Source organism: uncultured Spongiibacter sp., from assembly GCF_964011655.1.
GTDB classification, from domain to species: Bacteria; Pseudomonadota; Gammaproteobacteria; order Pseudomonadales; family Spongiibacteraceae; genus Spongiibacter; species Spongiibacter marinus.
The window spans coordinates 83,462-107,518 of sequence record NZ_CAXGPO010000002.1 but is presented as its reverse complement, the minus strand read 5'-3'; the positions used below and the strand labels follow the sequence as shown (position 1 = coordinate 107,518).

At 55.0% G+C, this 24,057-nt stretch carries 18 protein-coding genes; 11 read left to right on the top strand and 7 right to left on the bottom strand.

The window, feature by feature from the left end; all coding sequences use genetic code 11:
• Positions 1 to 57 precede the first annotated feature (57 nt).
• Positions 58 to 2,094, bottom strand: coding sequence for an alkaline phosphatase D family protein (locus tag ABNS66_RS01825; RefSeq protein ID WP_286839529.1), 2,037 nt, complete (start codon positions 2,092 to 2,094; stop codon positions 58 to 60).
• Positions 2,095 to 2,237: 143 nt separating this feature from the next.
• Between ABNS66_RS01825 and ABNS66_RS01820 the strand changes: the two genes are divergently transcribed.
• From ABNS66_RS01820 to ABNS66_RS01795, 6 genes are all read left to right on the top strand, one after another.
• Complete coding sequence (locus tag ABNS66_RS01820; RefSeq protein ID WP_286839528.1) at positions 2,238 to 2,843, top strand: TetR/AcrR family transcriptional regulator; 606 nt, start codon at positions 2,238 to 2,240, stop codon at positions 2,841 to 2,843.
• 31 nt (positions 2,844 to 2,874) lie between these two features.
• Positions 2,875 to 3,750: a haloalkane dehalogenase gene (locus ABNS66_RS01815; RefSeq protein ID WP_286839527.1), complete on the top strand. Its 876-nt coding sequence runs from the start codon at positions 2,875 to 2,877 to the stop codon at positions 3,748 to 3,750.
• A gap of 26 nt (positions 3,751 to 3,776) precedes the next feature.
• Complete coding sequence (locus ABNS66_RS01810; RefSeq protein WP_286695451.1) at positions 3,777 to 4,187, top strand: hypothetical protein; 411 nt, start codon at positions 3,777 to 3,779, stop codon at positions 4,185 to 4,187.
• A gap of 184 nt (positions 4,188 to 4,371) precedes the next feature.
• The gene (locus ABNS66_RS01805) at positions 4,372 to 5,985 is read left to right on the top strand and encodes an ABC-F family ATP-binding cassette domain-containing protein (RefSeq protein ID WP_286839526.1); all 1,614 of its coding nucleotides are present in this window, start codon (positions 4,372 to 4,374) and stop codon (positions 5,983 to 5,985) included.
• A gap of 69 nt (positions 5,986 to 6,054) precedes the next feature.
• Positions 6,055 to 8,160: a TonB-dependent receptor gene (locus ABNS66_RS01800; protein ID WP_286839525.1), complete on the top strand. Its 2,106-nt coding sequence runs from the start codon at positions 6,055 to 6,057 to the stop codon at positions 8,158 to 8,160.
• 13 nt (positions 8,161 to 8,173) lie between these two features.
• Entirely contained in the window at positions 8,174 to 9,271 is a 1,098-nt protein-coding gene (locus tag ABNS66_RS01795; protein ID WP_286839523.1) for a PepSY-associated TM helix domain-containing protein, read from the top strand.
• A 3-nt stretch (positions 9,272 to 9,274) separates the two neighbouring features.
• On the opposite strand, the gene ABNS66_RS01790 is transcribed toward ABNS66_RS01795, so the two are convergent.
• The 3 genes from ABNS66_RS01790 to ABNS66_RS01780 form a co-directional block, all read right to left on the bottom strand.
• Positions 9,275 to 10,885 carry a GMC family oxidoreductase N-terminal domain-containing protein gene (locus ABNS66_RS01790; protein ID WP_286839520.1) on the bottom strand — a complete coding sequence of 537 codons (1,611 nt, stop codon included), beginning with the start codon at positions 10,883 to 10,885 and terminating at the stop codon, positions 9,275 to 9,277.
• Between the two features lie 15 nt (positions 10,886 to 10,900).
• Positions 10,901 to 11,419: an SRPBCC family protein gene (locus ABNS66_RS01785; RefSeq protein WP_286695445.1), complete on the bottom strand. Its 519-nt coding sequence runs from the start codon at positions 11,417 to 11,419 to the stop codon at positions 10,901 to 10,903.
• An 80-nt stretch (positions 11,420 to 11,499) separates the two neighbouring features.
• The gene (locus tag ABNS66_RS01780) at positions 11,500 to 12,738 is read right to left on the bottom strand and encodes a cytochrome P450 (RefSeq protein WP_286695444.1); all 1,239 of its coding nucleotides are present in this window, start codon (positions 12,736 to 12,738) and stop codon (positions 11,500 to 11,502) included.
• Positions 12,739 to 12,959: 221 nt separating this feature from the next.
• Here ABNS66_RS01780 and ABNS66_RS01775 point away from each other — a divergent pair, with 221 nt between their 5' ends.
• Complete coding sequence (locus ABNS66_RS01775) at positions 12,960 to 13,556, top strand: TetR/AcrR family transcriptional regulator (RefSeq protein WP_286695443.1); 597 nt, start codon at positions 12,960 to 12,962, stop codon at positions 13,554 to 13,556.
• 89 nt (positions 13,557 to 13,645) lie between these two features.
• Positions 13,646 to 14,497: an enoyl-CoA hydratase-related protein gene (locus ABNS66_RS01770; protein ID WP_286839516.1), complete on the top strand. Its 852-nt coding sequence runs from the start codon at positions 13,646 to 13,648 to the stop codon at positions 14,495 to 14,497.
• Positions 14,498 to 14,507: 10 nt separating this feature from the next.
• On the opposite strand, the gene ABNS66_RS01765 is transcribed toward ABNS66_RS01770, so the two are convergent.
• A complete protein-coding gene (locus ABNS66_RS01765) occupies positions 14,508 to 15,365 on the bottom strand; it encodes an SIS domain-containing protein (RefSeq protein WP_286695441.1) in 858 nt (285 codons plus the stop codon).
• 181 nt (positions 15,366 to 15,546) lie between these two features.
• Between ABNS66_RS01765 and ABNS66_RS01760 the strand changes: the two genes are divergently transcribed.
• The 3 genes from ABNS66_RS01760 to ABNS66_RS01750 are packed head-to-tail and all read left to right on the top strand — an operon-like array spanning position 15,547 to position 21,113.
• Positions 15,547 to 17,718: a molybdopterin-dependent oxidoreductase gene (locus ABNS66_RS01760; protein ID WP_286839515.1), complete on the top strand. Its 2,172-nt coding sequence runs from the start codon at positions 15,547 to 15,549 to the stop codon at positions 17,716 to 17,718.
• A 52-nt stretch (positions 17,719 to 17,770) separates the two neighbouring features.
• A complete protein-coding gene (uvrD, locus tag ABNS66_RS01755; protein ID WP_286839513.1) occupies positions 17,771 to 19,936 on the top strand; it encodes a DNA helicase II in 2,166 nt (721 codons plus the stop codon).
• Positions 19,937 to 19,970: 34 nt separating this feature from the next.
• Positions 19,971 to 21,113 (top strand): TRAP transporter substrate-binding protein, encoded by a 1,143-nt coding sequence (locus tag ABNS66_RS01750; protein ID WP_286839511.1) that lies wholly within the window; start codon positions 19,971 to 19,973, stop codon positions 21,111 to 21,113.
• 1 nt (position 21,114) lies between these two features.
• On the opposite strand, the gene ABNS66_RS01745 is transcribed toward ABNS66_RS01750, so the two are convergent.
• Both ABNS66_RS01745 and ABNS66_RS01740 read right to left on the bottom strand, forming a co-directional pair.
• Positions 21,115 to 22,302: a DUF1501 domain-containing protein gene (locus ABNS66_RS01745; protein ID WP_286839508.1), complete on the bottom strand. Its 1,188-nt coding sequence runs from the start codon at positions 22,300 to 22,302 to the stop codon at positions 21,115 to 21,117.
• Positions 22,303 to 22,333: 31 nt separating this feature from the next.
• On the bottom strand, positions 22,334 to 24,034 hold the full coding sequence (locus ABNS66_RS01740) for a DUF1800 domain-containing protein (RefSeq protein WP_286839506.1): 1,701 nt from the start codon (positions 24,032 to 24,034) through the stop codon (positions 22,334 to 22,336).
• Positions 24,035 to 24,057 lie beyond the last annotated feature (23 nt).

Sequence of the window (24,057 nt, the reverse complement as noted above, 5' to 3'; positions counted from 1 at the left end):
TCGTTAGTGGCCAAGTCTTGCAACTTGGCCATACCAACCGGAGCAATATCGCCCTGACTAACTCTGCTGTAAGGTGCCAGCCGGCAAAGGCGCAGGCAGGTCGTCGCGCTGCCCCTGTGTTGCCGCCACAGTTCGACCATGCAACGTTACATCGTCGATCTGATTGCGGTAACGCGGTGCGGGCAGAGCACCTGGCTCGTCACCTGCAAAGCTGACCATCTGAAAACCGAGTACGTCCGGAGAACCGGCGGTAAGTTTATCCTGCCACCAAAATTCAAAGATAGCCTCCTCGGCACTGAGATGAACAATGCCATAGCCGTGGTCAACCCACTCCTGGTATTGAATGTTTTTGTTGGCCATCACGCTGGCAAGCTCTAGTGCCCGGGCACCCGCAACCTGCACTTCTTCGGTGCTGCCCGGTAGCGCATTGGCCACTAGCTCGTCGGCGCCGCCACGACCCATTGAACTTGGCGCAAACTCCACTCCCACCGAGGCTGCTCGATTATTAAGGGCCGCCAGATTTGCCGTACCGAGACGGCCATAACCTGCAGCAAGATTACTGGGCCTCGATCCCGCGCGCGGGTTGGCCAGCGGCAATGAGGACTGATAGCCGTTAAACAACGCATTGTCTGCCACCAAGTCGCTCGCCCAGTTTCCGTGCATGTCGCCGGACAGAACAATATTGTTGGCGATATTGTTGTCACGCAGATAATCAAACCAGGCTTTGCGCTCCTCGGTAAATGACGACCATCGGGTTTCGATAGGCGACCCAGGAACACTCGCCTCGGCCGTTGCTCCTGGAATATTCCACGGTGCCAGCCAGCTTTGATGGGGAATCACTCGCCAGACCTTGCCAGCGTCAGCCGAGGCCTTCATTTGCTCGGTAATAAAGTTAAATTGCTGGCGGCCGAGCAAGGATTTCCCGCTGCTTAAATGTGCGGAATAGTCATCAGCCAGCTCCTCGGTATTCAGCTGCCGGTACAGTTCGATATCGGTACACAGAATATCGGCGAGCGCGCCGTACTCCAGCTTGCGCCATAACTGTCTCGGTAGTGGCGGCTCGGGATAGCTGCCATCGTCTACGCGCAATGGGTTGCCCGCCACGTCGGCGGGCGGCCGACAGGGCGTCCACAACCAGAATGCATCAATGGTCTGATCCAGGGTGGTGGTCTGACTATCACGATCGATGCTGCTGTCGTCGAGCTCGTTGCCAAAGCCCGGGTCGATATCATGGTTGTCCCAAATAATTGTCCACGGATGCTGCTGGTGAGCGCGAAGTAAGTTTGGCTCAGACCGATACAGCGCATAGCGGCGACGCACCTCGTCAACGTTTAACCAATCTCGGTAGTCCACGTCGGAAATGGCATTGCGCTCGACGCCATCGCGGTCAACCCGCGCCCGCACTTCCTCATCTTGGTCGACAAAATCGTAAATATAGTCCCCGAGGTGAATCACCAAATCCAAGTCGTTGCGGTCGGCAATATGGCCATAACCCGACCAGTAGCTGGACCAGTAGCTCGAACACGACACCACCGCAAAACGCAGCTCATCACTCGTGCTGCCGGCGTCGGGCGCAGTGCGTGTACGGCCCATAATCGACATTCTCTCGAAGGCGCCAAACGCATAGTAATACGTGGTGGCCGGGTTCAGGCCAGCGACATCGACCTTCACCGTCCAATCGCGTGCGGCGGATGTGGTCGTCGCGCCGCGCGCAACCACATTGTTTAACGCTGGATCGGTGGCGACCAGCCAATTCACCTGAGCCTCGTCAAAGCCCTGCGGATCGGCGACCAAGGGGCCCCGCGGGTCAGGGATCGTTACTCGCGTCCAAATGATCACTCGGTCCGATAAGGGATCACCAGAGGCAACGCCGTGAGCGAAGGGCAGCAGGCTATCCACCATTGGATAATCAAAGCCGCTCAGTTGCGTAAAATCCGCCACCTGAGGAGGATTATCATCGTCCGGTGGTGGCGTCTGACCGCCAGCGCGGCCCGATTTGCTGGAGGAATGACAACCGGTCAAAAAAGCCATCGAACTCGCGCTGGCAAGGCCAACCATGCCTTTCAGCAGGGTGCGACGTGAAACAGGGGGCATACCGAGCCTCTCTATGTGACAAATACTGTAAATGTGCAGTATTGCACGGACCTGTTACAAGCGTAAGAAAGCCGCTTAAGCCTTGCCTAGTGCTCGGCATCCACGTATTTTGTACCAAACAGTACAGAACCGAGAAGCATACCATGGCGCGACCACTCCAATTCGACCGCGACTCCGCTCTGCGCCAAGCCACCGCGCTTTTTTGGACGCAGGGCTATCACGCCACGTCTCTGTCGATGTTGCTGGATTGCATGGGAATTGCGCGCAGTAGCTTCTATGCCAGCTTCGTTGATAAGCGCAGCCTGTTTATGGAGTGCCTTGAGCTGTTCGGCCAGCGAACAGCGGCAAAGATGCCAGCGCTAACAACAGAAGCCCCGCTATCCGTCATTGGCGATTTTTTTGCGGCAACACTGTTGAATGTCAAAACAGAACAACTGCAAAAAGGCTGCCTGCTGGTCAATTCCATTCTTGAGCTGGCGGAAACCGATCCCCAGCTCAGCGAATTGTCGTCGAAACAGCTGAGTATTATTCAAGGTGCCTTCGAACAAGCACTGCACGCCGCCGCCGAACAAGGGCACTTTGTTTCAACGCTTTCCGCGGCGGAGGCAGCTGAGCAACTGATGATCATCAACCAGGGCCTTCGTGTACAAAGCCGCAAAGGCACCGACAAAACACAGCTGTGGAGCAGCTTCCAGACCAGTTTACGGCTGCTTGGCCTCGACCCGTCCGCGACTGCCGTTTCACGTTAACCGGATACCCCTAACCATACGGAGCAAAATAATGACCAATAGCTTTCGTGCACAGAAGAAATTTATCGACATCGACGGCCGACAATTAGCGTATATCGAAAAAGGCAGCGGCGACCCGATTGTGCTGCTTCACGGCAATCCCACATCGTCGTATTTGTGGCGAAACGTTATTCCGGAACTCGAGGGTAAGGGCCGTGTGATCGTGCCTGATCTCATCGGTCAGGGTGACTCTGAGAAGCTCCCGCCGGAGCTTGGCCCCGAGCGCTACAGCTTTGCAACCGCGTATCAATTTTTGGATCGCATGCTGAGCGCCTTGGGGGTTGATCGCAATGTCACCCTTGTGTTGCACGATTGGGGCAGCGGCCTTGGCTTCCACTGGGCTTGCGAACACCCCGATGCGATCAGCGGTATCGCTTATATGGAAGCCATTGTTACCACGATTACCTGGGACGACTGGCCTGAGGCTGCAAAAGGAATTTTCCAGGGTTTTCGCAGCGACAGTGGAGAAGAACTCGTTCTGCAACGCAATATGTTTATCGAAGCGGTACTACCAAGCTCCATTATTCGTCAACTCAGTGACGAGGAAATGGCCGAATATCGCCGCCCGTTTTCTACCCCAGACGAACGTCAGCCCACGCTGAATTGGCCGCGACAAATTCCTATAAATGGCGAACCCGCCGACGTTCACACCATTGTGGAGCGCTACTCGCAGTTTATGGCGAAGTCTGATTTTCCCAAGCTATTTATTAATGCCGAGCCGGGGTCAATTCTGGTTGGCCGGCAGCGCGAGCTCTGCCGGTCCTGGCCCAACCAACAAGAGGTTACCGTTAAGGGCCTGCACTTTATTCAGGAAGACTCCCCGCAGGAAATCGGCCAGGCTATCGCCCAGTGGCTACAAATGCGCTAAGCCGTTATTAACGTGTTGAGAGAACAATGAAACCACTTTCTCTAGTACTAATTTTTAAGATCCTCGGCACCGTAATCCTCTGGTGCCTCCCACTGCTGTTATTCCCGGCGACCATGCTGGAAAGCCTCGGCCTCCCGGCGCAGAACAGCTATATGTTCGTTCGCCTACTGGGCTGGGCATATTTAGCCCTGTGTGTGGGTTATGGCTTTGCGCTGCGTGAAGCGCTCCGTGGGCGGCGGCTGATGGGGCCGATCTGGGTGGGCATCGTCAGCAACGGCGGAGCGTGTCTGTACCTCCTGTATTTCGGGAGCATCGGCACATGGAGTCAGTGGGGCGCCAGCCTACAATTTATCGCCTGGGGCTCAGTTTTTGCGACAGCATTGATTACGCTTGGCCTCTTTTTATTTGGCGTGCGTGGCCAAGAGCCCCTCGCCTAGTAGCCTCGTACAGGCCATGAACCCAAGCCGGAAAGTTGACCCTGTGAACGAATCCTTTATAGTCGTCGGACATTCCTCCCAATAAGGAGTCTTCGTCCAGTGAACAATTAATGCCTCCGTCTCTATGACGGCCGTTCTCGTCCCCAGTGCTATGGGGTGGTTCTTGGCGTTTATGGTATTCACAATGACGAAGCTTCTTCTGACACTGGAAAATGTGTCTTATTCACTGCCGAATGGCAGCACTCTCTTCACAAATGTACACGCTCAACTCAGCGACACGTCAGTGGGCTTGGTGGGCCGCAATGGCGTGGGCAAAAGTGTGTTAGCACGCATTCTCGCCAAGCAAGTGGCCCCGACTTCGGGTCATTGCCATCACTACGGGTCGGTGTACTACCTGCCGCAACAACTGCCGCTAACCGCCAAGACAACGCTGGCCGAGCTGGCCGGGGTGGGCCCCGAAATCAGTGCGCTGGCACGTATTGAGCAAGGCAGTGTTGACCCCAATGATTTCAAAATACTGGGGGAGCGCTGGGACATTCGTCAGGAACTACAGCAAATAGTCGCCTCGGCCGGACTCGCCGCCACCCCCGCAGCAACGCTCGCCTGCAAGCTCAGCGGTGGCCAGGCCATGCGCATCGCGCTGGCCGGAGCAATGCACGCAAAGCCCGACTTGCTGATTTTGGACGAGCCCAGTAATCACCTCGATGGCGAGCATCGCCAGGCCCTTATTCAGCAGCTACAAAATTGGAAGAGTGGCCTGCTCGTCATTAGCCATGACCGGCAGCTGCTAAATACGCTTGAACATATCATCGAGCTTTCTCCGTCTGGCCTGAGTCACTACGGCGGCAACTACGCCTTTTATTCACAGCGCAAGGCGGCTGAACAGCGTGTGGCGCTGGAAACCCTTGAACAGAGTAAACGACAACGCAGGCGCGAGGAGCGCGGCATGCAGCAACACCGCGAGCGTATTGCTCGTCGTCAGGCGCGGGGCAAAACGCAGCGCAGGGAAGGCAGCCAATCAAAGCTCATCCTCGACAGCCGGCAGCAGCGCAGCGAAAACGCATCTGGAAAACTGCAACGCCAGCATGACGCCAGACGAAACTCGCTGGTGGAGACCATTCACAGCGCGCAAAAAGCGCTCGATAACGCCGCCGTTATCGCGGTGCACAGCCCCAACCAGGGCCGCCACTCCCGCCGTGTTGCCGAGTTCAACGACATTCAGCTGCCCTTCGTCTCGCACTCTACACCGCTGAACATTACGCTCACCACGCAGCATAAGGTCGGGATTGTCGGCCCAAATGGCAGCGGCAAATCCACTTTGCTGCAGGTGGTTGCCGGGGTACTGAAACCCCGCAGAGGTGACGTTTATACAACGAAGCGATGCGCCTACCTCGACCAACACCTCAGCGCCCTGAATCCGCAGCGCTCGGCGTTAGCACAGTTGCGTGAGATCAGCCCCGGCACCCCCGAAGAACAGCAGCGCATGCGCTTGGCCCAGCTGGGTTTAGGGCCCGATAAATTGCTTGCCCCCTGCCGCGAGCTCAGCGGCGGTGAGCAACTTAAGGCTTATCTGGCCTGCCTGTTATACGCCGACTCACCACCCAACTTGCTATTGCTGGACGAGCCCAGCAACCATCTCGACCTGCCCTCACTGAGCGCTCTGGAATCTATGCTGCGCGACTATTCCGGCTGTTTGGTGGTGGTCTCTCACGACAGCTACTTTTTATCTGAGCTTCAATTAAGCCATCGGCTACGACTCAGCCCGCCGCACTGGCAACTGGAACCCTGGCGAGACTAATTTGTTATTGATAACGATTATCAACTACTCTACCATTCCCGAAATTTCTCGCCCTCTCAAGGACCGACCATGCGCCAGCCACCTTCGTTTTACCGCTGCCTACTTTGCACCAGCCTCACCGTACTGGCATTGCCAGCCCATGCCGATGACAAGGTTGAAGAAGTGGTAGTCACTGCCAGCCGTGTCGAAAAACCACTGAGCACGATCCCCAATACCGTCACCGTTATTGATCAAGCAGCACTTGCTCAGCAGCTGTCTATTCAAAACGACCTGTCCAGTGTGTTGGGAAAACTGATCCCCAGCTTTTCGCCAGCGCGCCAAAAGATGACCAACGCCGGAGAGACCTTGCGAGGCCGCAAGCCGCTGTATTTGATTGACGGCATTCCCCAATCCAACCCCTTGCGCAGCGGTGGCCGCGACGGCCATACCATCTCGCCACTGATGCTCGAACGTGTGGAAGTCTTGCATGGCGCCAACGCCATTCACGGGCTCGGCGCGGCCGGCGGTATCATTAACCTGATCACCAAACGCCCCACGGAAACCCTTGAGCAAAGCCTGCGCGTTGACGTCGGCTTTCAAACCGAGCGCGTCAGCGAAAGCCTGGACCGGGGGGTACACTACAGCGTTTCCAATCGCATCGACCAATTCGACGTGTTGGCCAGCGTGGGCTTTCGCGACAATGGCATCGCATACGACGCCAACGGTGAGGTGATCGGGGTCGACAACACACAGGGCGATACAATGGCCTCTGAGCAATATGATGTCTTCCTGAAAACCGGTTACAACTGGAATGACCAGCGCGTCGAACTGATGGTCAATCGCTTCAATGTCGAAAGCGACCACAAGTGGACCTCGGTTCCCGGCGACGTGGATGCCGACATCCCCACCACCGCCATCCGCGCAGAACTGCCCGCCGAAGGTGCGCGCAACCGCGTTACCACTATCGGCGTAAGCTACGAGAACCCCGAGATACTCGGGCATAGCCTGCGGGTTCAGGCATTCAAGCAAGATTTCGAAGCCACATACGGGGCTCAAATTACCCCAATAGCCACGTTTCAGGACCCAGCGTACGGGTCAGACCTGATTGACCAGTCGCAGAATAACTCCGAGAAAATTGGCGCCAAAATTACCCTGGCCAAAGATCAGGTCGGCGGCCTGCCGCTGTCCTTGGTTTACGGCATCGACATCCTGCAAGACAAAACCTGGCAAGAGCTGGTGCAAACCGGCCGCGCCTGGGTACCAGAAACCCGCTACAACAACTACGCGCCCTACCTGCAAGCCGAGTTCACCGGCATTGAAAATGCCACACTAACGGCGGGAGTACGCCACGAAGAATCCAAGCTCGATGTGGACGACTTTACCACCCTGTTCCGCTACGGCAGCCAATTCGTGAAGGGCGGCGCGCCCGATTTTTCAGAAACCCTGTACAACATCGGCGGCACGTATCAGTTCACCGAGCGCTGGCGCGCATTTGCCAATTACGCCGAGGCCTTTTCCATGCCCGATGTCGGCCGCGTATTGCGAGGCATCGATCAGCCAGACCAGGACGTTGAGTCCTTTTTGAACCTGCAGCCTATTCTCACTGAAAACAGCGAATTGGGCGTTGAATACGACAACGGCACCGTGAATGCACAGCTGAGCTACTATGTTTCCGACTCGGACTTCGGCCAGCGTTTGCAACGCGGCGCAGACGGGATATACACCGTTAAGCGCGAGAAAACCGAAGTTGATGGCATTGAAATGCGCCTGGCATGGAATGCCACGGAGGCCGATATCTTTGACCTGCGCTACGCACAGGCAGAGGGTCGTTACGACTCTGACCAGGACGGTAAAGTGGACTCAGACCTCGGCGGCACCAACATTTCACCGGACCGCGTGAACCTCAGTTGGCAGCGCCAGTGGACCCCCGCGCTCAGCTCGCGTATTCAGGTGAACCACCTGCGCGAACGCCGCGTGAAAGACAGCAACGATATTACCGTCAATCAGTTTGACGGCTACACCACCGTCGATGCCAGTGCTGAGATCAATGTCGGGCCCGGCGTGCTGAGCGTGTCAGTCCAGAATCTGACTAACCGCGACTACTACACCTATTATTCGCAGAGCAGCCCCAACGACCTGCGCAACTTCAAAGGCATTGGTCGCAGCTTTGGTATGGCCTACCAGCTGAATTTCTAAGGCGCTTTTCGCAGTGTCTGACACGGCCTCAAACCCACCCCGGCGGCCGCGCAAAGTTCGCGCGCCGGGCCTGTGGCGCTGGCATTTATGGGCCGGCCTTGCCGGGCTTGGCGTATTACTTGTCGCGGCCGTCAGCGGTGCCTTGTTGGTCTATCAGAAGGAGTTAGTCGCGGCGATTGTCACTCCCGATGCAAGCCTGCCTGCCGACTACCGCCATCAACAATTGGCCGAGGAGCTTTCGGCACTGGCAAGCCAGCGGGGTATCGACCCGGCGCTGAAATTAAAAGCCCCCAGCCAACTGGAGCCCTACTGGACGGTGCGCCACGCAGAGGGTTTAGAACTGCTGGCCCTGGGCAGCCTTCAGCCCTATACCAACAATCTTTGGTTTCTCGACGTCATCTCATTTATTCGCGAGCTGCACGTCGATCTTCTCAGCGGTGAGATCGGCGAAGCGTTGTTATTGGTGGCTGGCGTGCTCGCACTATTTCTCTGTATCAGCGGCGTCATCTTATGGTGGCCAGGCCGCCGCGGATTTCGCTGGCGCTGGGTGCTCCCCAAAAAATTACGCCCCTCACAATGGCTGCAATACCATCGGCATACCGGCGCCGTGAGCAGCCCCATTCTATTATTGATCCTACTCACCGGCAGCTTGATGCTCTGGCAAAAACTCATTTTCCCCCTGCTGCCACCCAACCCCGTCTTCACGGTGAAAAGCGCTGAGCCCCAAACCCCGACATCGGCAATAAGCAGAGGCTACCTGCTGGCACATCGGGAAATTGACGGAAGCTGGCCCACTTACATCACCATTGGCCGCGAACAAGGGGATGTAATGCTAAAAGTGCGGTTTCGTCTCAATGGCGAATGGCACCTCAATGGCCGCACTACCGTCTGGCTCAATACTCGCAGCGGAGAACTTCGTCGCACCGAGCGCGCCGACAACATGCCAACAACACGTAGGGTGCTGAACCAGCTCTACCCCCTCCACTCCGGCTTCGGCATGAACATCCCCTACCGCCTATTAACCCTTCTCAGCGGTATCGCGCTGGCGTGGTTGTGCGTTACCGGCGGTTTACACTATTACAAGCGCTTGAGTCGACGAAGGACGGTGTGAGAACTATCGTGCACTTGCCTCCGTACGGATAAAATCAGCGCATCTTTCGCCTATCATGATGCATGCTGCATTAGTATTCCCAGATATGATGCTAGGGAATACCGAGGCGTCCGCAATTCGCAGCCCTCTTATTCCCCTAACTCTTAAAAATTGATCAACCACCGCCTCGCTGTCGCTACCCATACGACAGGTTCCCACAGGATGGTAAACGGTTTGGGCATTCTCCCTAACAAATTCCAATATTTCTTCATCTGTTCGCACGCTGTCGCCCGGCTGAAGTTCACCATTATTAATAGCCGAAAACCCCGGGGCCTGAAAAATATTGCGCTGAATTTTCACTGCTTCCACCATCATCTTTACATCGCGCTCTGTATCAAGGAAATTAAACTTTATCTTTGGCGGTTCTTTCGGGTCTTTCGAACAAGCATGTACTGAGCCGCGGCTTTCCGGCCGCAAGAAGCAAGCGGTGGAAGTAACGCAGGGAAACTCTGGATCAACCGGCCCATCCTCCGTTATTTCACCACCTGCGGGGGCGAAGTGAATTTGTATATCTGGTCGTCCCTCCGCGTATTTCGAGCGTACAAATGCGCCAACTTCCGCAGCCGGCAGAGTCAGTAGTCCTCGCTTGAAAAAAAGGTACTTGAACAGATTCTTTAACAAAGACAATGACTTGCTTTCATCGTTAACGGTCTTAACGTTCTTGACCTTTTGCACTACATTGATAGTCAAGTGCTCTTGCAGATTTCTTCCCACCCCGTTTAGGTGATGTTTAGTTTCAATACCTAGAGTAGACAAGTGCTCGCCGTCGCCGATTCCGGAGAGCTCAAGCAACTGCGGTGAGTGATAACTTCCCAGTGACAGGACAATTTCGTTCTTACAACGAACCTGCCTAAGACGATTAGACTTATCTATATACTCTAGGCCAATGGCCATATCGTGATCGAATATAATTCGGCTGGCATGTGCGCCAGTAATGATATGCAGGTTTTTCCTACTTCTTACAGGGGAAATAAATGCAGATGAAGCACTGTGCCTTTTTCCAGCCTTCTGCGTTACATGGTAGCGCCCAACACCTTCTTGATTGCGACCATTGAAGTCATCGTTTCTAGTGCAACCGGTGTCAGCAACAGCCTTTATATACGCGTCCGAAATTGGGCTTGAGAAGCGTACATCCGAAATATGCAGCGGACCATTAGTCCCGTGAAAATCAGACTCGGCGGATTTTGCTTGGCAATTTTCTGACTTTTTGAAATAGGGCAGTACTTTTTCATAACTCCATTCGGTATTTCCCAGCTGAGCCCAACAATCGTAATCCTGTTTCTGCCCACGGATATACACCATACCATTGGTGGCACTACACCCGCCCATCACTCGTCCTCGAGGGGACTGGATCTCTCTCTGGCTTAGGCCCGACTCTGGTTCAGAATAATAGATCCAGCTCAGTTTTGGATTGTAGGCTACCTGCGTCCAGCCCGCAGGCATATGGATCAAGGGGTTGTTATCCTTATCTCCCGCTTCAAGCAACAGAACATGTTTGCTTGGGTCTTCAGATAATCTACTGGCCACCACACACCCAGAAGAGCCTGCGCCTACTACAATATAATCGTATTCCATGATTTATATTCGTTCTCAATGCATCGCTGAATAGGTCTGAGCATAATTTTCCACGTATTTTTTAAAGCGTTTAAACATCCAACGGTTCGCCATTCTCATTACTGGCCGCACAATTGCCTCAGACCAATGCGCTCCGTCACGTCCCTCCATCGCCATGTACCAAACAACCTTACAAGTTCCGTTTCCCAAGTCCGTCACGCGATAATCTTCGAGAAATTTTTCAGGGTCCTTTTTACTGCAATACAGAAACGTAAAGGCCATTCGTTTGCCACGCTCCCAGGCGACAAACTCTTCGTACCCCGTAATACCCCCTGCCATAAAAACGGTTCGCGTTGTACCCACCCCAAAGGGCTTTGGTGATGTCCACTCTACTTTTTTTATCGGTGGAGCCCATTTCACCCAAGATACAGGGTCTTCAAAGACCTCAAATATCTGTTCGGGGGTCGCTCGTATAACCTCCTCTGCTTTGTAGACATTTCTAGATTCCTCTAGAAACTCTACGCCAACAGGAGTGCAATCAAAGTTTTTACTCATTTTTGGCGATTCCTAGCTTTTATCTACAGCGGCCGACTGAGGCTAGTCTTTGAATTGATAATCATCTTCCAAACGTCCTTTTACTCGGCGTTAAATTCGATATGCATAGTCTTAATACCGTTTACAAAAAAGTCCCTGACATATTCGACCGGAGCGCTGAATTTCGGGTTTCTCAACCTAGGAATGACCTCTTCGAACATGACCTTAAGCTCTAGGCGTGCTAGATGAGCACCGATACAGAAATGCTCGCCATTGCCAAATGCCCGGTGCTGAGCGTGTAGATCAGGCATTTTTTTATAACGCTCAACATCAAATTTTTCTGGATTATCAAAGATATCTGCATCGTGATTGATTGAGTGCCAGTTCAACACAATCTTGTCGTTTTCCTTGAACTGATGGCCATCAATTTCTACATCCTCCGTTACGGTTCTACGCATCTGTACAAAGGCCGGGTTAAAGCGCAGCATTTCTTCGACAGCAAAGGGAATCAGGGTTGGGTCGTCAACGAGCTTCTGGAGCTGATCCGGGTTTTCAATGAGCAAACGCATACCGTGAGCAGTTACTGATCGAGTGCTCTCGTTCCCCGCAGCGATTAGCATGAGGAAAAATAGCTGGAATTCCTCAGCGGTTAGCTTTTCATCATCGACTTCGCCGTCTAGCAACGCACCGACAATATCTGTCAACGGCTCGCTTTTATGCTTTTCGGCTAGGGCGGCAGCAAAGGCATACACCTCCATTGCAGCAGCCTGCGCCGCCATTGCACTGTCGTCACCACTCATGTCTTCGTCTTCTGTGAAGAACATGGTATTGGTCCAGTCAAAAAATTGTTGTTTGTGCTCCATGCCAATCCCGCAAAGCTCCATAATCGCGATAAGGGGGAGTTCCGCCGCAACCTCCGAAACAAATTCACAACGCCCTTTTGGCGCCACCTTATCGACCACTTCCTTAGCGACCTCTCTGAAGCGCGCCTCGTAGGATTCCACAGCTTTTGGCGTAAACGCTTTTCGAGCAATACGGCGGTATTTGATATGGTTAGGCGGGTCCATATTGACAATCATCAACCGCTGCATTGCCATTTCTTCTTCAGGCATTTCTTTTGGCACTGCGGTCATTCGCTCACTCGAAAATATCAGCGGCTCCTTGCAGATTTTGTCGGCAAGTCCGCGTTTCATCACAGCGCGATATGGCGTACCGGTAAGCGGATCTTCTAGATCGGCCAGCTCTCCGCTCGCGGCTCTTACTTCTGCTAACGCAGCATGGTGATTGCCCTCGGCGTAAAAATCAGGGTCCAAAAGGTTGTGATACGGGCATTTCGTCATAGCTATGTCCTTCAGCAGATGGGGCTTTCCACTTTGCAGTCTCTGTATTTATCGTTCTCTGAGAAACCTCACACCAAGCAAGGCTCGCCAACTAGGACAACTGCAAGTAGACTAGCAGTCTACCTAATTATACCCAAAGTAGACCGACAGTCTACTTTTCCTTGCGCACCTCTGAAAACTGCTGCAAGGCACTGATTAATAAGAGTTTTAAGGAAACCTACATGACGGCGAGCGTCAGTCGTAAGAAACAGACCCGTTTAAAAATTATTGATGCCTACCTGGAGTTGCTTGGCAGAATGGGCTTCCAAGAGATAACCGTTACAGCCCTTTGCCAGGAGGCAGGCGTTGCGAGAAAGACACTCTATAGCCACTTTTCCAGCAAAGAAGAGATTCTCGATAGCGTAAGCCAAAGAGTCATGTTTACCGGAGCTATTGCTGCTTTTACCAACACCCTAAGTGAAGTTGCAGGCACTCGGGCACGGATAGACGAAACGTTTACTCAGCTAAGCATGCCTTTCACTGCGTATACCGGCGAGAGAATGGGCGCGTTTATTCAACTGATTCAAAACATGACAATGCGCCTCTCTTCTTACTCGGGCAAGTTCTCTGAATTTCGACAGTCCGCTGTTCACTACTTCAGTGAATGCAAAAAATGTAGTGATACGAGGGATGATTTTGATGAGAGCTTTATTGCCGACCTCACGGTAAATGCAGCGGTCGGGATTATCTTGAGCTGGGTTAGCGACCCAAGCTACCCCGCTTCTCAAAGAATGGAAGAACTGAAAAACCACATTGCCAGCCTCATTTTAGACGGCTGACTTATTGCCTCAGCCGCATTAAGCCTACCGATACTGCGTCAATGCATATCGTCAACACTAATCATAATCTTCAATAAAAAGGTCAACACATGAATAGCAATGACTGCGTGAAACTAGAAAAACCCGAAAAATATATCAGTGTTATCCGGCTCAATCGGCCAGAAAAGCTTAACGCAATGAACGCGGAGCTAATGAGTGGTATTGCGGATGCCCTGACAAGAGTCGGCCAGGACAACAGCACGCGAGTCGTCATTATGACAGGTGAAGGCAGAGGATTTTGCTCAGGCCTCGACCTCGATAATTCCGGTGTTATCCCAAATATTGATGGCTTAACCGTTCCCAGATTGGCCATGCGTGCCATCGAGCATTTTTCTAAGGTCGTCCCGATGATGCGTAGAATTCCACAACCCATCATTGCAGCGGTAAATGGCGTCGCCTACGGGGGCGGCTTTTGCCTTACTCTTGGCGCAGATGTGCGGATTTGCGCTGACAATACGGTATTTAATAGCACTGGAATAGTGAATGGCTTAACCAGCACTGAGCTAGGCGTAAGTTGGCTTTTACCTCGATTAATAGGTGCTTCCCGATCAAATGAAATTTTACTCACCGGACGCAATGTAGGCGCCCAGGAAGCGGAGAGAATTGGTCTAGTTAGCGAAACTGTGCCTGCCGACCAAGTCCTGGCGCGCGCGCTGGATATCGCTAGCGCTATGTGCAAATGGAGCCCCCACGGCCTAGCGATGACCAAGCAAACCTGCTGGGCGAACCTTGAAGTACCTGGTTTAGAGGCGGCGATGGAGTTAGAGAATCGCAACCAGATTATGCTAGGCATCACCACAAACCTAGAAGAGAAGAAAGCCGCGCGCCGCGACGGCCGCGAAGCCATCTATCAAGACATTCCTTCTGCCTGGCCCCAAGACTGGGGTATAGAAGAGTCTTGATCTGGCAACATTAACTATCCGGCCCATCCAAGCGCAACGACTGCAGGCCCTGCTCAATACTTTCAAGGTGCTCGCGCAAGCCGGCTTTGCTGGCGGAAATACCCACCGCCAAAATATCGAGCACCGTCATATGGGCCAGCCGTGAAGGCAGCGGCGTGTAAGCGCCTTTGTCGTTATCGACATCCACGTAGATTGGTAGGTCGCTCAGCTCTGCGATAGGGCTGCCTGACGGCGCCAGGGCAATAACCGGCGCGCCGTTGTTCTTGGCCAGTTTGATGGCATCTAGCAAGGCCCGGGTACGGCCGGACTGGGAGATAGCCACCACCACATCGTCGGCGTGCAGGGACATCGCCGACATGGCCTGCACGTGGGGGTCGGCATAGACGCTGGCGCTGATTTGCAGGCGAAAGAAGTTGTGCTGAGCATCGTGGGCAACCGCTGCCGAAGCACCAAAACCGTAAAACTCCACCCGGCGCGCATTGCTGAGCAGCTCCACAGCTTTTTCAATGGCATCCACTTCTATGCTGTCGCGCACCCGCTTAAGTGCTTCCATAGTGGCGTCGAAAACCTTAAAGGTGTACTGCCGAGCACTGTCTTCATCGCCGTAGCTCACCGCCTCATATTCAGGACTGTGCGCCACATGCTGAGCCAGGGCCACTTTGAAATTCTGAAAACCGTCGCAACCGACCGCTCGACAAAAGCGCACCACAGTTGGCTCGCTAACGTGGGCTTCCTGCGCCAGATCAACAATGCGCATATGAATCACTTCGCGGCGATTGGCGAGGATATAGTCGGCCACCTTGCGCTCGCTGCGGCGCATGGCCTCGCGGCTGGTTTCAATGGCGCGGATGATATTTCTGGGTTTCACGACACACTCAAACTGGCAGATATAACGCGATTGTACCCTATGCAAACTTTACAGGTAGACGCGGGTTGCGCATTCATTTTTATTTACACTTGGAAATAGTTTCTTTTTGACATCTTTTTGGTACATACCTAGTATGGTCATCTCATCAGTCCTCATTTAATAAAAACAAAAGGAATTGACGATGAAAACTTGCCATACGATCTGCGGCATTTGCGAACAGGGCTGTGGGCTAACGGTCACCACCGACAGTAACCGAGTACTGAAAGTCGAGCCAGACAAGAACAACCCCTACAGTTGGCGTGACTACTGCATCAAGGGCGCCAAGTCGCACTTGTCGCTCCGCCATCCCGACCGAATTACCACGCCAATGAAACGCGTAGGCGACCGCTATGTTGCTGCCAGCTACGAAGAGGCAATTACGAATATCGCCGCCCGCTTCAACCGCTTGATCGATCAGCATGGTCCCAATGCCATCGGTAGCTACACCGGCAATCCCAATGGCTTCAACTTCGGTAGCGCACTTTTTCATACCATGTTGCTGGATGCGATCGGCACAGAGAGTCGGTTCTGGGTGGGGTCGGTAGATCAGAATGCCCTTCATGTGGTCTCCGACGCCATGTACGGCAATGCTTGGGTGAGTCTTCAAGCAGATATTGATCACTGCGACTATTATCTGCTGATCGGCACCAATCCACAGATCAGCACCATGTGCTGGATCGGCTATTCGCCGGATGGTTGGAAACGCGTACTCGCTCGCAAAGCGGCAGGCGCCGAACTGGTAGTGGTCGATCCACGCCGGACAGAGTGCGCGGCGAAAGCGACTCGCCACATTGCTCCGCTGCCAGAGAGCGACTGGGCGCTGGTGCTCGCCATGATAAAACTGATTCTGGAAAACGGCTGGCACACCCCCCAAAGCAACGACATTCTCAAAGGCCTAGATACCATCCAAGCCATCGCGGCAACAGCAGACCTTGATGCGCTCAGTGCCTGCTGCGATGTGCCATTGAATGACATTAAAACACTGGCTAGAGATTTTGCCCGCGCACCCAGCGCTATGGCCATTGCCAGAACAGGAGTCAGCCAAGGGCGTAATGGCGTGCTAGCACTGTGGTTGGTAAAGGTCCTGAACTACATCACCGGGCGCGTCGAAAGTGAAGGAGGACTTTACTACGTTAGCGGTATTTTAGATTTACTGGATGTCGGCGACACCCTATTTCCCCACTCAGAGGCCGTCAGTCGTGTACGCGGCAACAAAAATGTAGCCGGAGCACATAGCCTCGCGGAGCTTCCCGGGGAAATCACCACACCGGGCCCTGGGCAGATTCGCGCCATGATTATCAACAGCGGCAATCCGGTAGTCTCCGGCCCAGACGGCAACGCTCTAGATGCAGCTTTGGCGCAGTTGGATTGCCTGGTGGTGATCGACCAATTCCAGCGAGAAAGTCATCGCCACGCCGACTGGCTAATTCCTGGCGATCATTTTCTGGAGCGCACAGAGATCAATCCCTTAATTCAAGCGCTGAGCCCCAGCCCGCGAGCACAACTAAGCCGAGCGGCGGTATCACCACCACAGGGAATGCGATATGAGTGGGAATTTCTACGCGACCTAACCTTGGCAATGGGAAAACCACTGATACCCGGCAAGACTTGGCTGAATCCACTGATCAAGGCTAGCAAACATCTGGCCAAATGGACCGGCTGGAACCAGCTAACGATTAACCCAATGCTTATGGCAAGGCTGTTAATACATGGCAACTCACAGATTCGCTGGCGCGATATTGTCGATGCTACCCACGGCATAGGCGACCCTACCGAACGTCCGGAATTCGGCCTGCTATTTAGTAAGTTACGTGAACAAAATAGTCACATAGACCTAGCGCCCTCCGCATTTGTGAAGGTGCTACGGCATCGCCTCGCAGAACCAGCAACACACAACCCATTGCGACCATTTCAACTTATCTCCCGACGGCGCATGAAAATGATGAACTCCTGGTCTATCGAAACCAGCATGGAAGGTATGAATTCACGCGAGATGACAGGCAACAACGTCGAGATCAATCGCAAAGAAGGTGAAGCACTGAAATTAATCGATGGCCAAAAAGTGAAGCTGTCTTCGGCCAGCGGCAGTATTGAGGCCGAGATAAGGCTGTCCGACGAAGTGCGCAGCGGTGTCGCCGTCATGGAGCATGGCTGGGGCTATCGGACGTTTAACGCTAGTCGGGGTAGCAGTCGCCACCATGGCGGCGTTAACCGCAACTTACTCGTCTCCAATGACGACGTCGATCCCCTATCGAATGTCCCCCGCCTCAATGGCACGCCTGTATCGATTGAACCTATACTCCCCAGCGCATAGATGATTGAGAGTCAGGTGCCAGCGTCGGCCATTCCCGATAGAATAGCCGCCCATGGACGTATCTTATATTCTCGATCAACTCAACGACGCGCAACGCGACGCGGTAACCGCTGACAGCCCGGGCACACTGGTGCTGGCGGGGGCCGGTAGTGGCAAAACCCGCGTGCTGGTTCACCGCATAGCCTGGAAGATAAAGGTAGAGGGCCTGTCGCCGTACAGCATTATGGCGGTTACCTTTACCAACAAGGCGGCGCGGGAGATGCGCGGCCGTATTGAGGAGCTGCTGGGCAGCAGCCTGCAAGGTGGTATGTGGGTGGGCACGTTCCACGGCCTTGCCCACCGCCTATTAAAGGCCCACGCCCGCGAAGCCGGTCTGCCGGAGAATTTTCAGATTCTCGACAGCGACGACCAACTTAGGCTGATGAAGCGCATCCACCGCGAACTGCAACTGGATGATTCGCGCTGGCCACCGCGCCAGTCCTGTTACTTTATCAACGGCCACAAAGACGAGGGTCGACGCAGCGCCCACATTGATGACCCGGGTGGCGACCTGTACCTGCAAACCATGTTGAAGGTTTATCGGCGCTACGAGGAGATCTGCCAGCAGCAGGGGGTTATCGACTTTGCCGAGTTGCTGCTCCGCGCCCTGGAGTTATGGCGCGACAACCCGGCGGTACTCGCCCACTATCAACAGCGCTTTAAACATGTGCTGGTCGACGAGTTCCAGGACACCAACGCCGTGCAATACGCCTGGCTGCGGATTCTTGCCGGCAATGGCATGCCCATTACTGCCGTGGGCGATGACGACCAGTCCATTTACGGCTGGCGCGGCGCGCGCATTGAGAACATTCAGCAGTTCTCGAAGGACTTTTCCGATACCCGCATTATTCGCCTGGAGCAGAACTACCGCTCCACCGGCACCATTCTCAGTGCCGCCAATGCGGTGATCAAAAACAACAGCCAGCGGCTGGGTAAAGAGCTTTGGACCAGCGGCGAAGACGGCGAGCCCATCACCCTGTTTGCCGCGTTCAATGAGCAGGACGAAGCGCGCTTTGTCACCGACCGTATCGACGAGTTGCTCCGCCAGGACTATCGCCGCGCCGACATCGGTATTCTATACCGCAGCAATGCCCAGTCGCGGGTATTGGAAGAGGCGCTGATTCGCAGCGGCCAACCCTATCGCATCTACGGCGGCCAGCGCTTCTATGACCGCCTGGAAATTAAAAACGCCCTCGCCTATTTGCGCTTGATCGCCCTGCGCGACGACGACACCGCCATGGAAAGGGTGATCAACACGCCCACGCGCGGCATCGGCAATCGCACGGTGGAAATGCTGCGTGAATACGCTCGCGACCACCAACTGTCGCTGTGGCAGTCGGCCATGGCGATGATTCAAAACGGCGCCCTCACCGCGCGCGCCGGCAACGCCCTGCGCGGCTTCCTGTCACTGGTCGAAGACCTCGCCGAACAGTGCAGTGACCAGTCGCTGGATGAGCAGGTGGATTTAGTCATCGACAAAGCCGGACTGATCGCCTTCCACCAAAAGGAAAAAGGCGAGAAGGGGCAGGCGCGCATAGAAAACCTGCAGGAATTGGTCAGTGCCGCGCGTAGCTTTACCCCGGAGGACCCGGATGCCGATTTGCTGCGCGAATTCCTCGACCAAGCGGCCCTCGATGCCGGTGAACAGCAGGCCGACGAGCACGAAGACAGCATTCAACTGATGACCCTGCACTCCGCCAAAGGTCTGGAGTTCCCCATCGTGTTTATGGTGGGCGTCGAGGAAAACCTGTTCCCCCACAAGATGTCGATGGACGACCCCGCACGCCTTGAAGAAGAACGTCGCCTCGCCTATGTGGGTATTACTCGCGCCGAGCAGCAGCTGTTTCTGAGTTACGCCGAGTCACGGCGACTGCACGGGCAAGAGAACTTCAACAGTCTGTCGCGCTTCATCCGCGAAATCCCCAACGAGCTCATCAACGAAGTGCGTATTAACAATACTGTGACCCGTCCGAGCAGCTTTGCCAGCGGCAATATTGCTGCTCAGGCCGCCGCCGACTGCGGTATCGCTCTGGGTCAGCGCGTGCTGCACAGTATTTTTGGTGCGGGCACCGTGCTCAGCTTCGAGGGCCAGGGCGCCAGCGCTCGGGTACAAGTAAATTTTGAGGACGAAGGCAGCAAATGGCTGGTATTGCAGTACGCCAATCTGGAGCTGCTGTAATCGCACCGGCTCACAACAATAATAAGGTAACGCTATGAACCGCTCTTCAAACGCGCGCACTACCCCGCTCATTATTCTGGCCCTGGTTGCCGCGCTGGTCGCCATGAGCTGGCTCTATGTGGGCGAGCGCAGCCGGCACTATGTCGCCGATGACAACGCGCGAACTGCCGCCCTGGGCGGTGAGCGAGTGTATCAATGGAAACTGGTCACCACCTGGCCGAAAAACTTTCCCGGCCTGGGCACCGCACCAGAAAAGTTTGCCGAGGTCGTCAACCGCATGAGCCGCGGCCGCCTGCAAATCAGCGTTTATGGCGCCGGTGAACTGGTTCCTGCCCTCGGCGTGTTCGATGCCGTCTCTGCTGGTAGCGTTCAGGCGGGCCACGGCGCGGCCTATTATTGGAAGGGCAAATTGCCCTCATCAATCTTCTTCACCGCCGTGCCCTTTGGTATGAGCGCACAGGAAATGAATGGCTGGCTCTACCACGGCGGCGGCTTGGAATTGTGGCGCGAGGCCTATGCCCCCTTTAATTTGATTCCCATGGCCGGCGGCAATACCGGCGTGCAAATGGCGGGCTGGTTTAACAAAGAGATTAACTCGGTCGACGACCTCAAAGGGCTGAAAATGCGCATTCCCGGCTCGGGCGGTGAAGTATTAAACCGCCTGGGCGGCACCTCGGTAACGCTGCCGGGCGGCGAGCTGTACACCTCGTTGCAAACCGGCGTGATCGACGCCACCGAGTGGGTGGCACCCTACAACGATCTGGCCTTCGGCTTTCACGAGGTCACGCGTTATTACTATTATCCAGGCTGGCATGAGCCCGGCTCGACTCTCGAACTAATCGTGAACAAGCAGGCTTTTGAAGCTCTGCCCGAAGACCTGCAAGCCATTGTTGAGGTTGCGGCGCGCTATGCCAACGCCGATATGCTCGACGAATACACCGCGCGCAATAATAACGCCTTACAGGAATTGGTAGAGCAACACGACGTGCAGCTACGCAAGCTGCCCGATGATGTGATTCGCGCGCTGCACAAAACCTCTGACGACTACCTGGCGGAGCTGGCACAAACTGATGAACTCACCCAGCAGGTTTACACCAGCTGGAAGCAATTCCTAGAAGGCGCGAAAAACTACCACCATATTTCCGAGCAGGCTTACATCAACGCTCGCGATTTATAATTTAGCGAAAAAGACCAAGTCCGCCGGGGTAGTTGTATCCAGGAAATACCCTGGCGATATCGAGACGACTGCTTTGGGTCTGCAGCAACTCCGACAACACCTGGCGGTAATCCGTGGTGACCTGCAGGTCACCGCGATCGAGGTCATCGTCTTGCAAGCCGGGCCAGTCACTGACAACCTGCCCGCCGTTGACGCCGGCGCCCATTAGCAACATGGCATTGCCGTGACCGTGGTCGGTACCCAGCGATCCGTTCTCTGTCGCGCGACGACCAAACTCACTCATTGTTACCACCGTCACTCGCGACATGGCGTCGCCGAGGTCTTGCATGAAAGCCGCTAAGCCATCACCCATTGCCGCCAGGTTATTGCGCAACGCCCCGTTCTGATTCACATGGGTGTCCCAGCCACCAATATCAACACTGATAAATTCACTGCCTATACCCGCGCGAATCAACTGCGCAGCCTTGCGCATATTTCGGGCAAAGGCATTGTTGGCGTATTGCGCGCCGTTTTGGGGCTCAAGTGACGCGGGATCGGCGGCGGCAAGCGCCTGCACAACATCCAACGACAAACGGCTTTGAATCGACAACGCCGTCTCGTCACCGTACATGCTGCGCACGGCGTTCAGGAAGTCATCGCCCTGCTTCACTATCGAATTGAAGCGGTCAAACTGCGCCAGCGCCAGTGGCGGCACCGAGCCCTGCAAACTCTGTGGTGCCGCAGAGGCGATGGCTACCGAGCGAAACGGCGACGCCGACGGGCCGCTGTGAGTATGCGCAATGTGTCGACCAAGCCACCCGGTTAAGGTCGCACTGGGGTCTTGAACACCACTTTCCATAATCGCCTGAGCATCAAAATGTGAACGGCTTTCATGGGGCGATCCAGCGGCGTGAACAGCGGCCATACGGCCGTTTTGCCAGGCGGGCAGCAGCCCAGCCAGCGACGGGTGTAAACCGAAGAAACCGTCCAGATCCAAGGCACCGTTGGATTGATCCGGCCGCGGCACTCTCACCACCGGACGGCGCGCGTAGTAGTCGTCGCTGCCGTGGGGAACCACAACATTCAAGCCGTCCACCGCGCCGCGCATAAACACCACAACCAGGGTGTGTTTTGCCGAGGTAAACTGGCTCTGCCTGCTCACCTCACTATCGACGAGGGTATTCCAAAGCTCTCGGCGAGTATAAGTCATCGTATTTCCTTTCTTTTACTACCGAAGTCCATCAACGCCGTTGGGCATAGGGAGAGATCAGCAACAGCGCCATTAAGCGCCGCCAAAATTGTTCGGTGGATGCCGCGCGTTCGCCGCTCGCGTGAGTCTGGGCAGCCGCCAGCAAACGGCTGGCCGTCGCGTCGTCGATATCGCGCATCAGCAACTTCCGGCGCATGGCCGCCAGTGCCTCGCCGGGCTCCTCCTGCTGGTCTGCAGCCCAAGCGGCGTTACTCACGCCCTCGCTGCGGGACTGCCCCGCGACACTGATAACGTGGCGCCAACGCTCGAGTAGGCCATTAACACTGGCCCAGTAGCCCTCGCTATCCGGGTAGCCGTCGGGGCTAGGCCACTGAAAGGGAACATGGCCGGTACGCGAGATCATGCTGTCGCTATTCGGCCCTTCATAGGTCGGGTTCAGGTCAATATCCAGCGGGTCCAGCAAGCCAAAGTCGAGTTCGGGCAGGGCATCAATATTCGCCAAGCCCAACATACTGTAGAGATCGGGAATAGCCGAGGCCCGCAATAAATCCGACAAGGTGAGGCTGTCATTCATCTCCGGTTCCAGAGCGCGCACCAGCGCAATTGCGCTCTCTTGTGGCCGTGTTAGCTTTGCGTCTGCCGCGTTATGAAATTCCTCGCTGCTAAATACCGCTCGAAGCATTGCCGGAATATCACCATGCTCCCCCCAGGCTGCCGCTACCGAGGAAATAAAGGCCTCCGGCGCAGCAGAATCGCGCACAAATCGCCGGTATAACTTACTGGCAATAAATCGCCGCGTTGAAGGGTGGGCGACGAGGATATCCAGCACTTGCTCACCATCTTCCATGCCTCTGCCTGCTGGCAGGGTGTGACCCAGTACGCGCTTTTCGTTGCTATCGTGTTGTTCGTCGTCGAATAGAAAGCCGTGGTGGTTATTCGCCAAACACAAACGGTCGTCGCCACCGGTTTGAATACCCCAGCCGGTAAATGCCCGAGCAACTTCCCAGATATCGTCCTCGGTATACCCGCCGCCCACACCCAATGTGTGTAGCTCCATCAGTTCGCGGGCGTAATTTTCGTTGGGGTGCTTTTTGGTGGAGCGACGATTATCCAAGTATTCCAACATTGCCGGGCTTTTAGCTGACGCATTAAGTAAGCCGCGAAAACTTCCCAGCGCGTTTGCCCGAATAACATCGCGATCGTCCACCGTCTTCATGTGACGCGCAATGCCATCTCCGTGATAGATCGTGAAGTGATCGCTCCAAAAATCGACCATCACCTCAAACAACTGCCGACGGCTAAAAACCCGCCGAAACAGCGTCGCACTGCGCAGCTCTCGCATCGCCCGGCGATCATCATTGAGCTGAGCAAGGCGGCAGCCGTCGTAGTTGACCGTAGGCCAGCGGAAATTAACCTCTGCCTCAACGTCAGCGTCGCGCGCTGCCGACATCGACAGCTGCTGCTCAAGCCAGGCATTTGCGCCAGCTTCCGCCACTGCCTGCATACTCTGCGGTGTAGGCCCCCACGTGGCGCGTTTGAGCAAGTGTAGCTCTGCAGGTGCCGGGGGAAGATCGGGCTGGGGAGTATCTGTCGACGAAACTTCCGACATAACAATGTCGTTAGCCTCATCATTATTTGTACTGCCGGCGCCACCTCCACCGCCGCCACAGGCCGTGGCGCCCAAGGCAACAACGGCGGCACTAGAACGAATAAAGTCTCTGCGGGAAGTCATGGCGCCTCTGCACTACTGGCTTT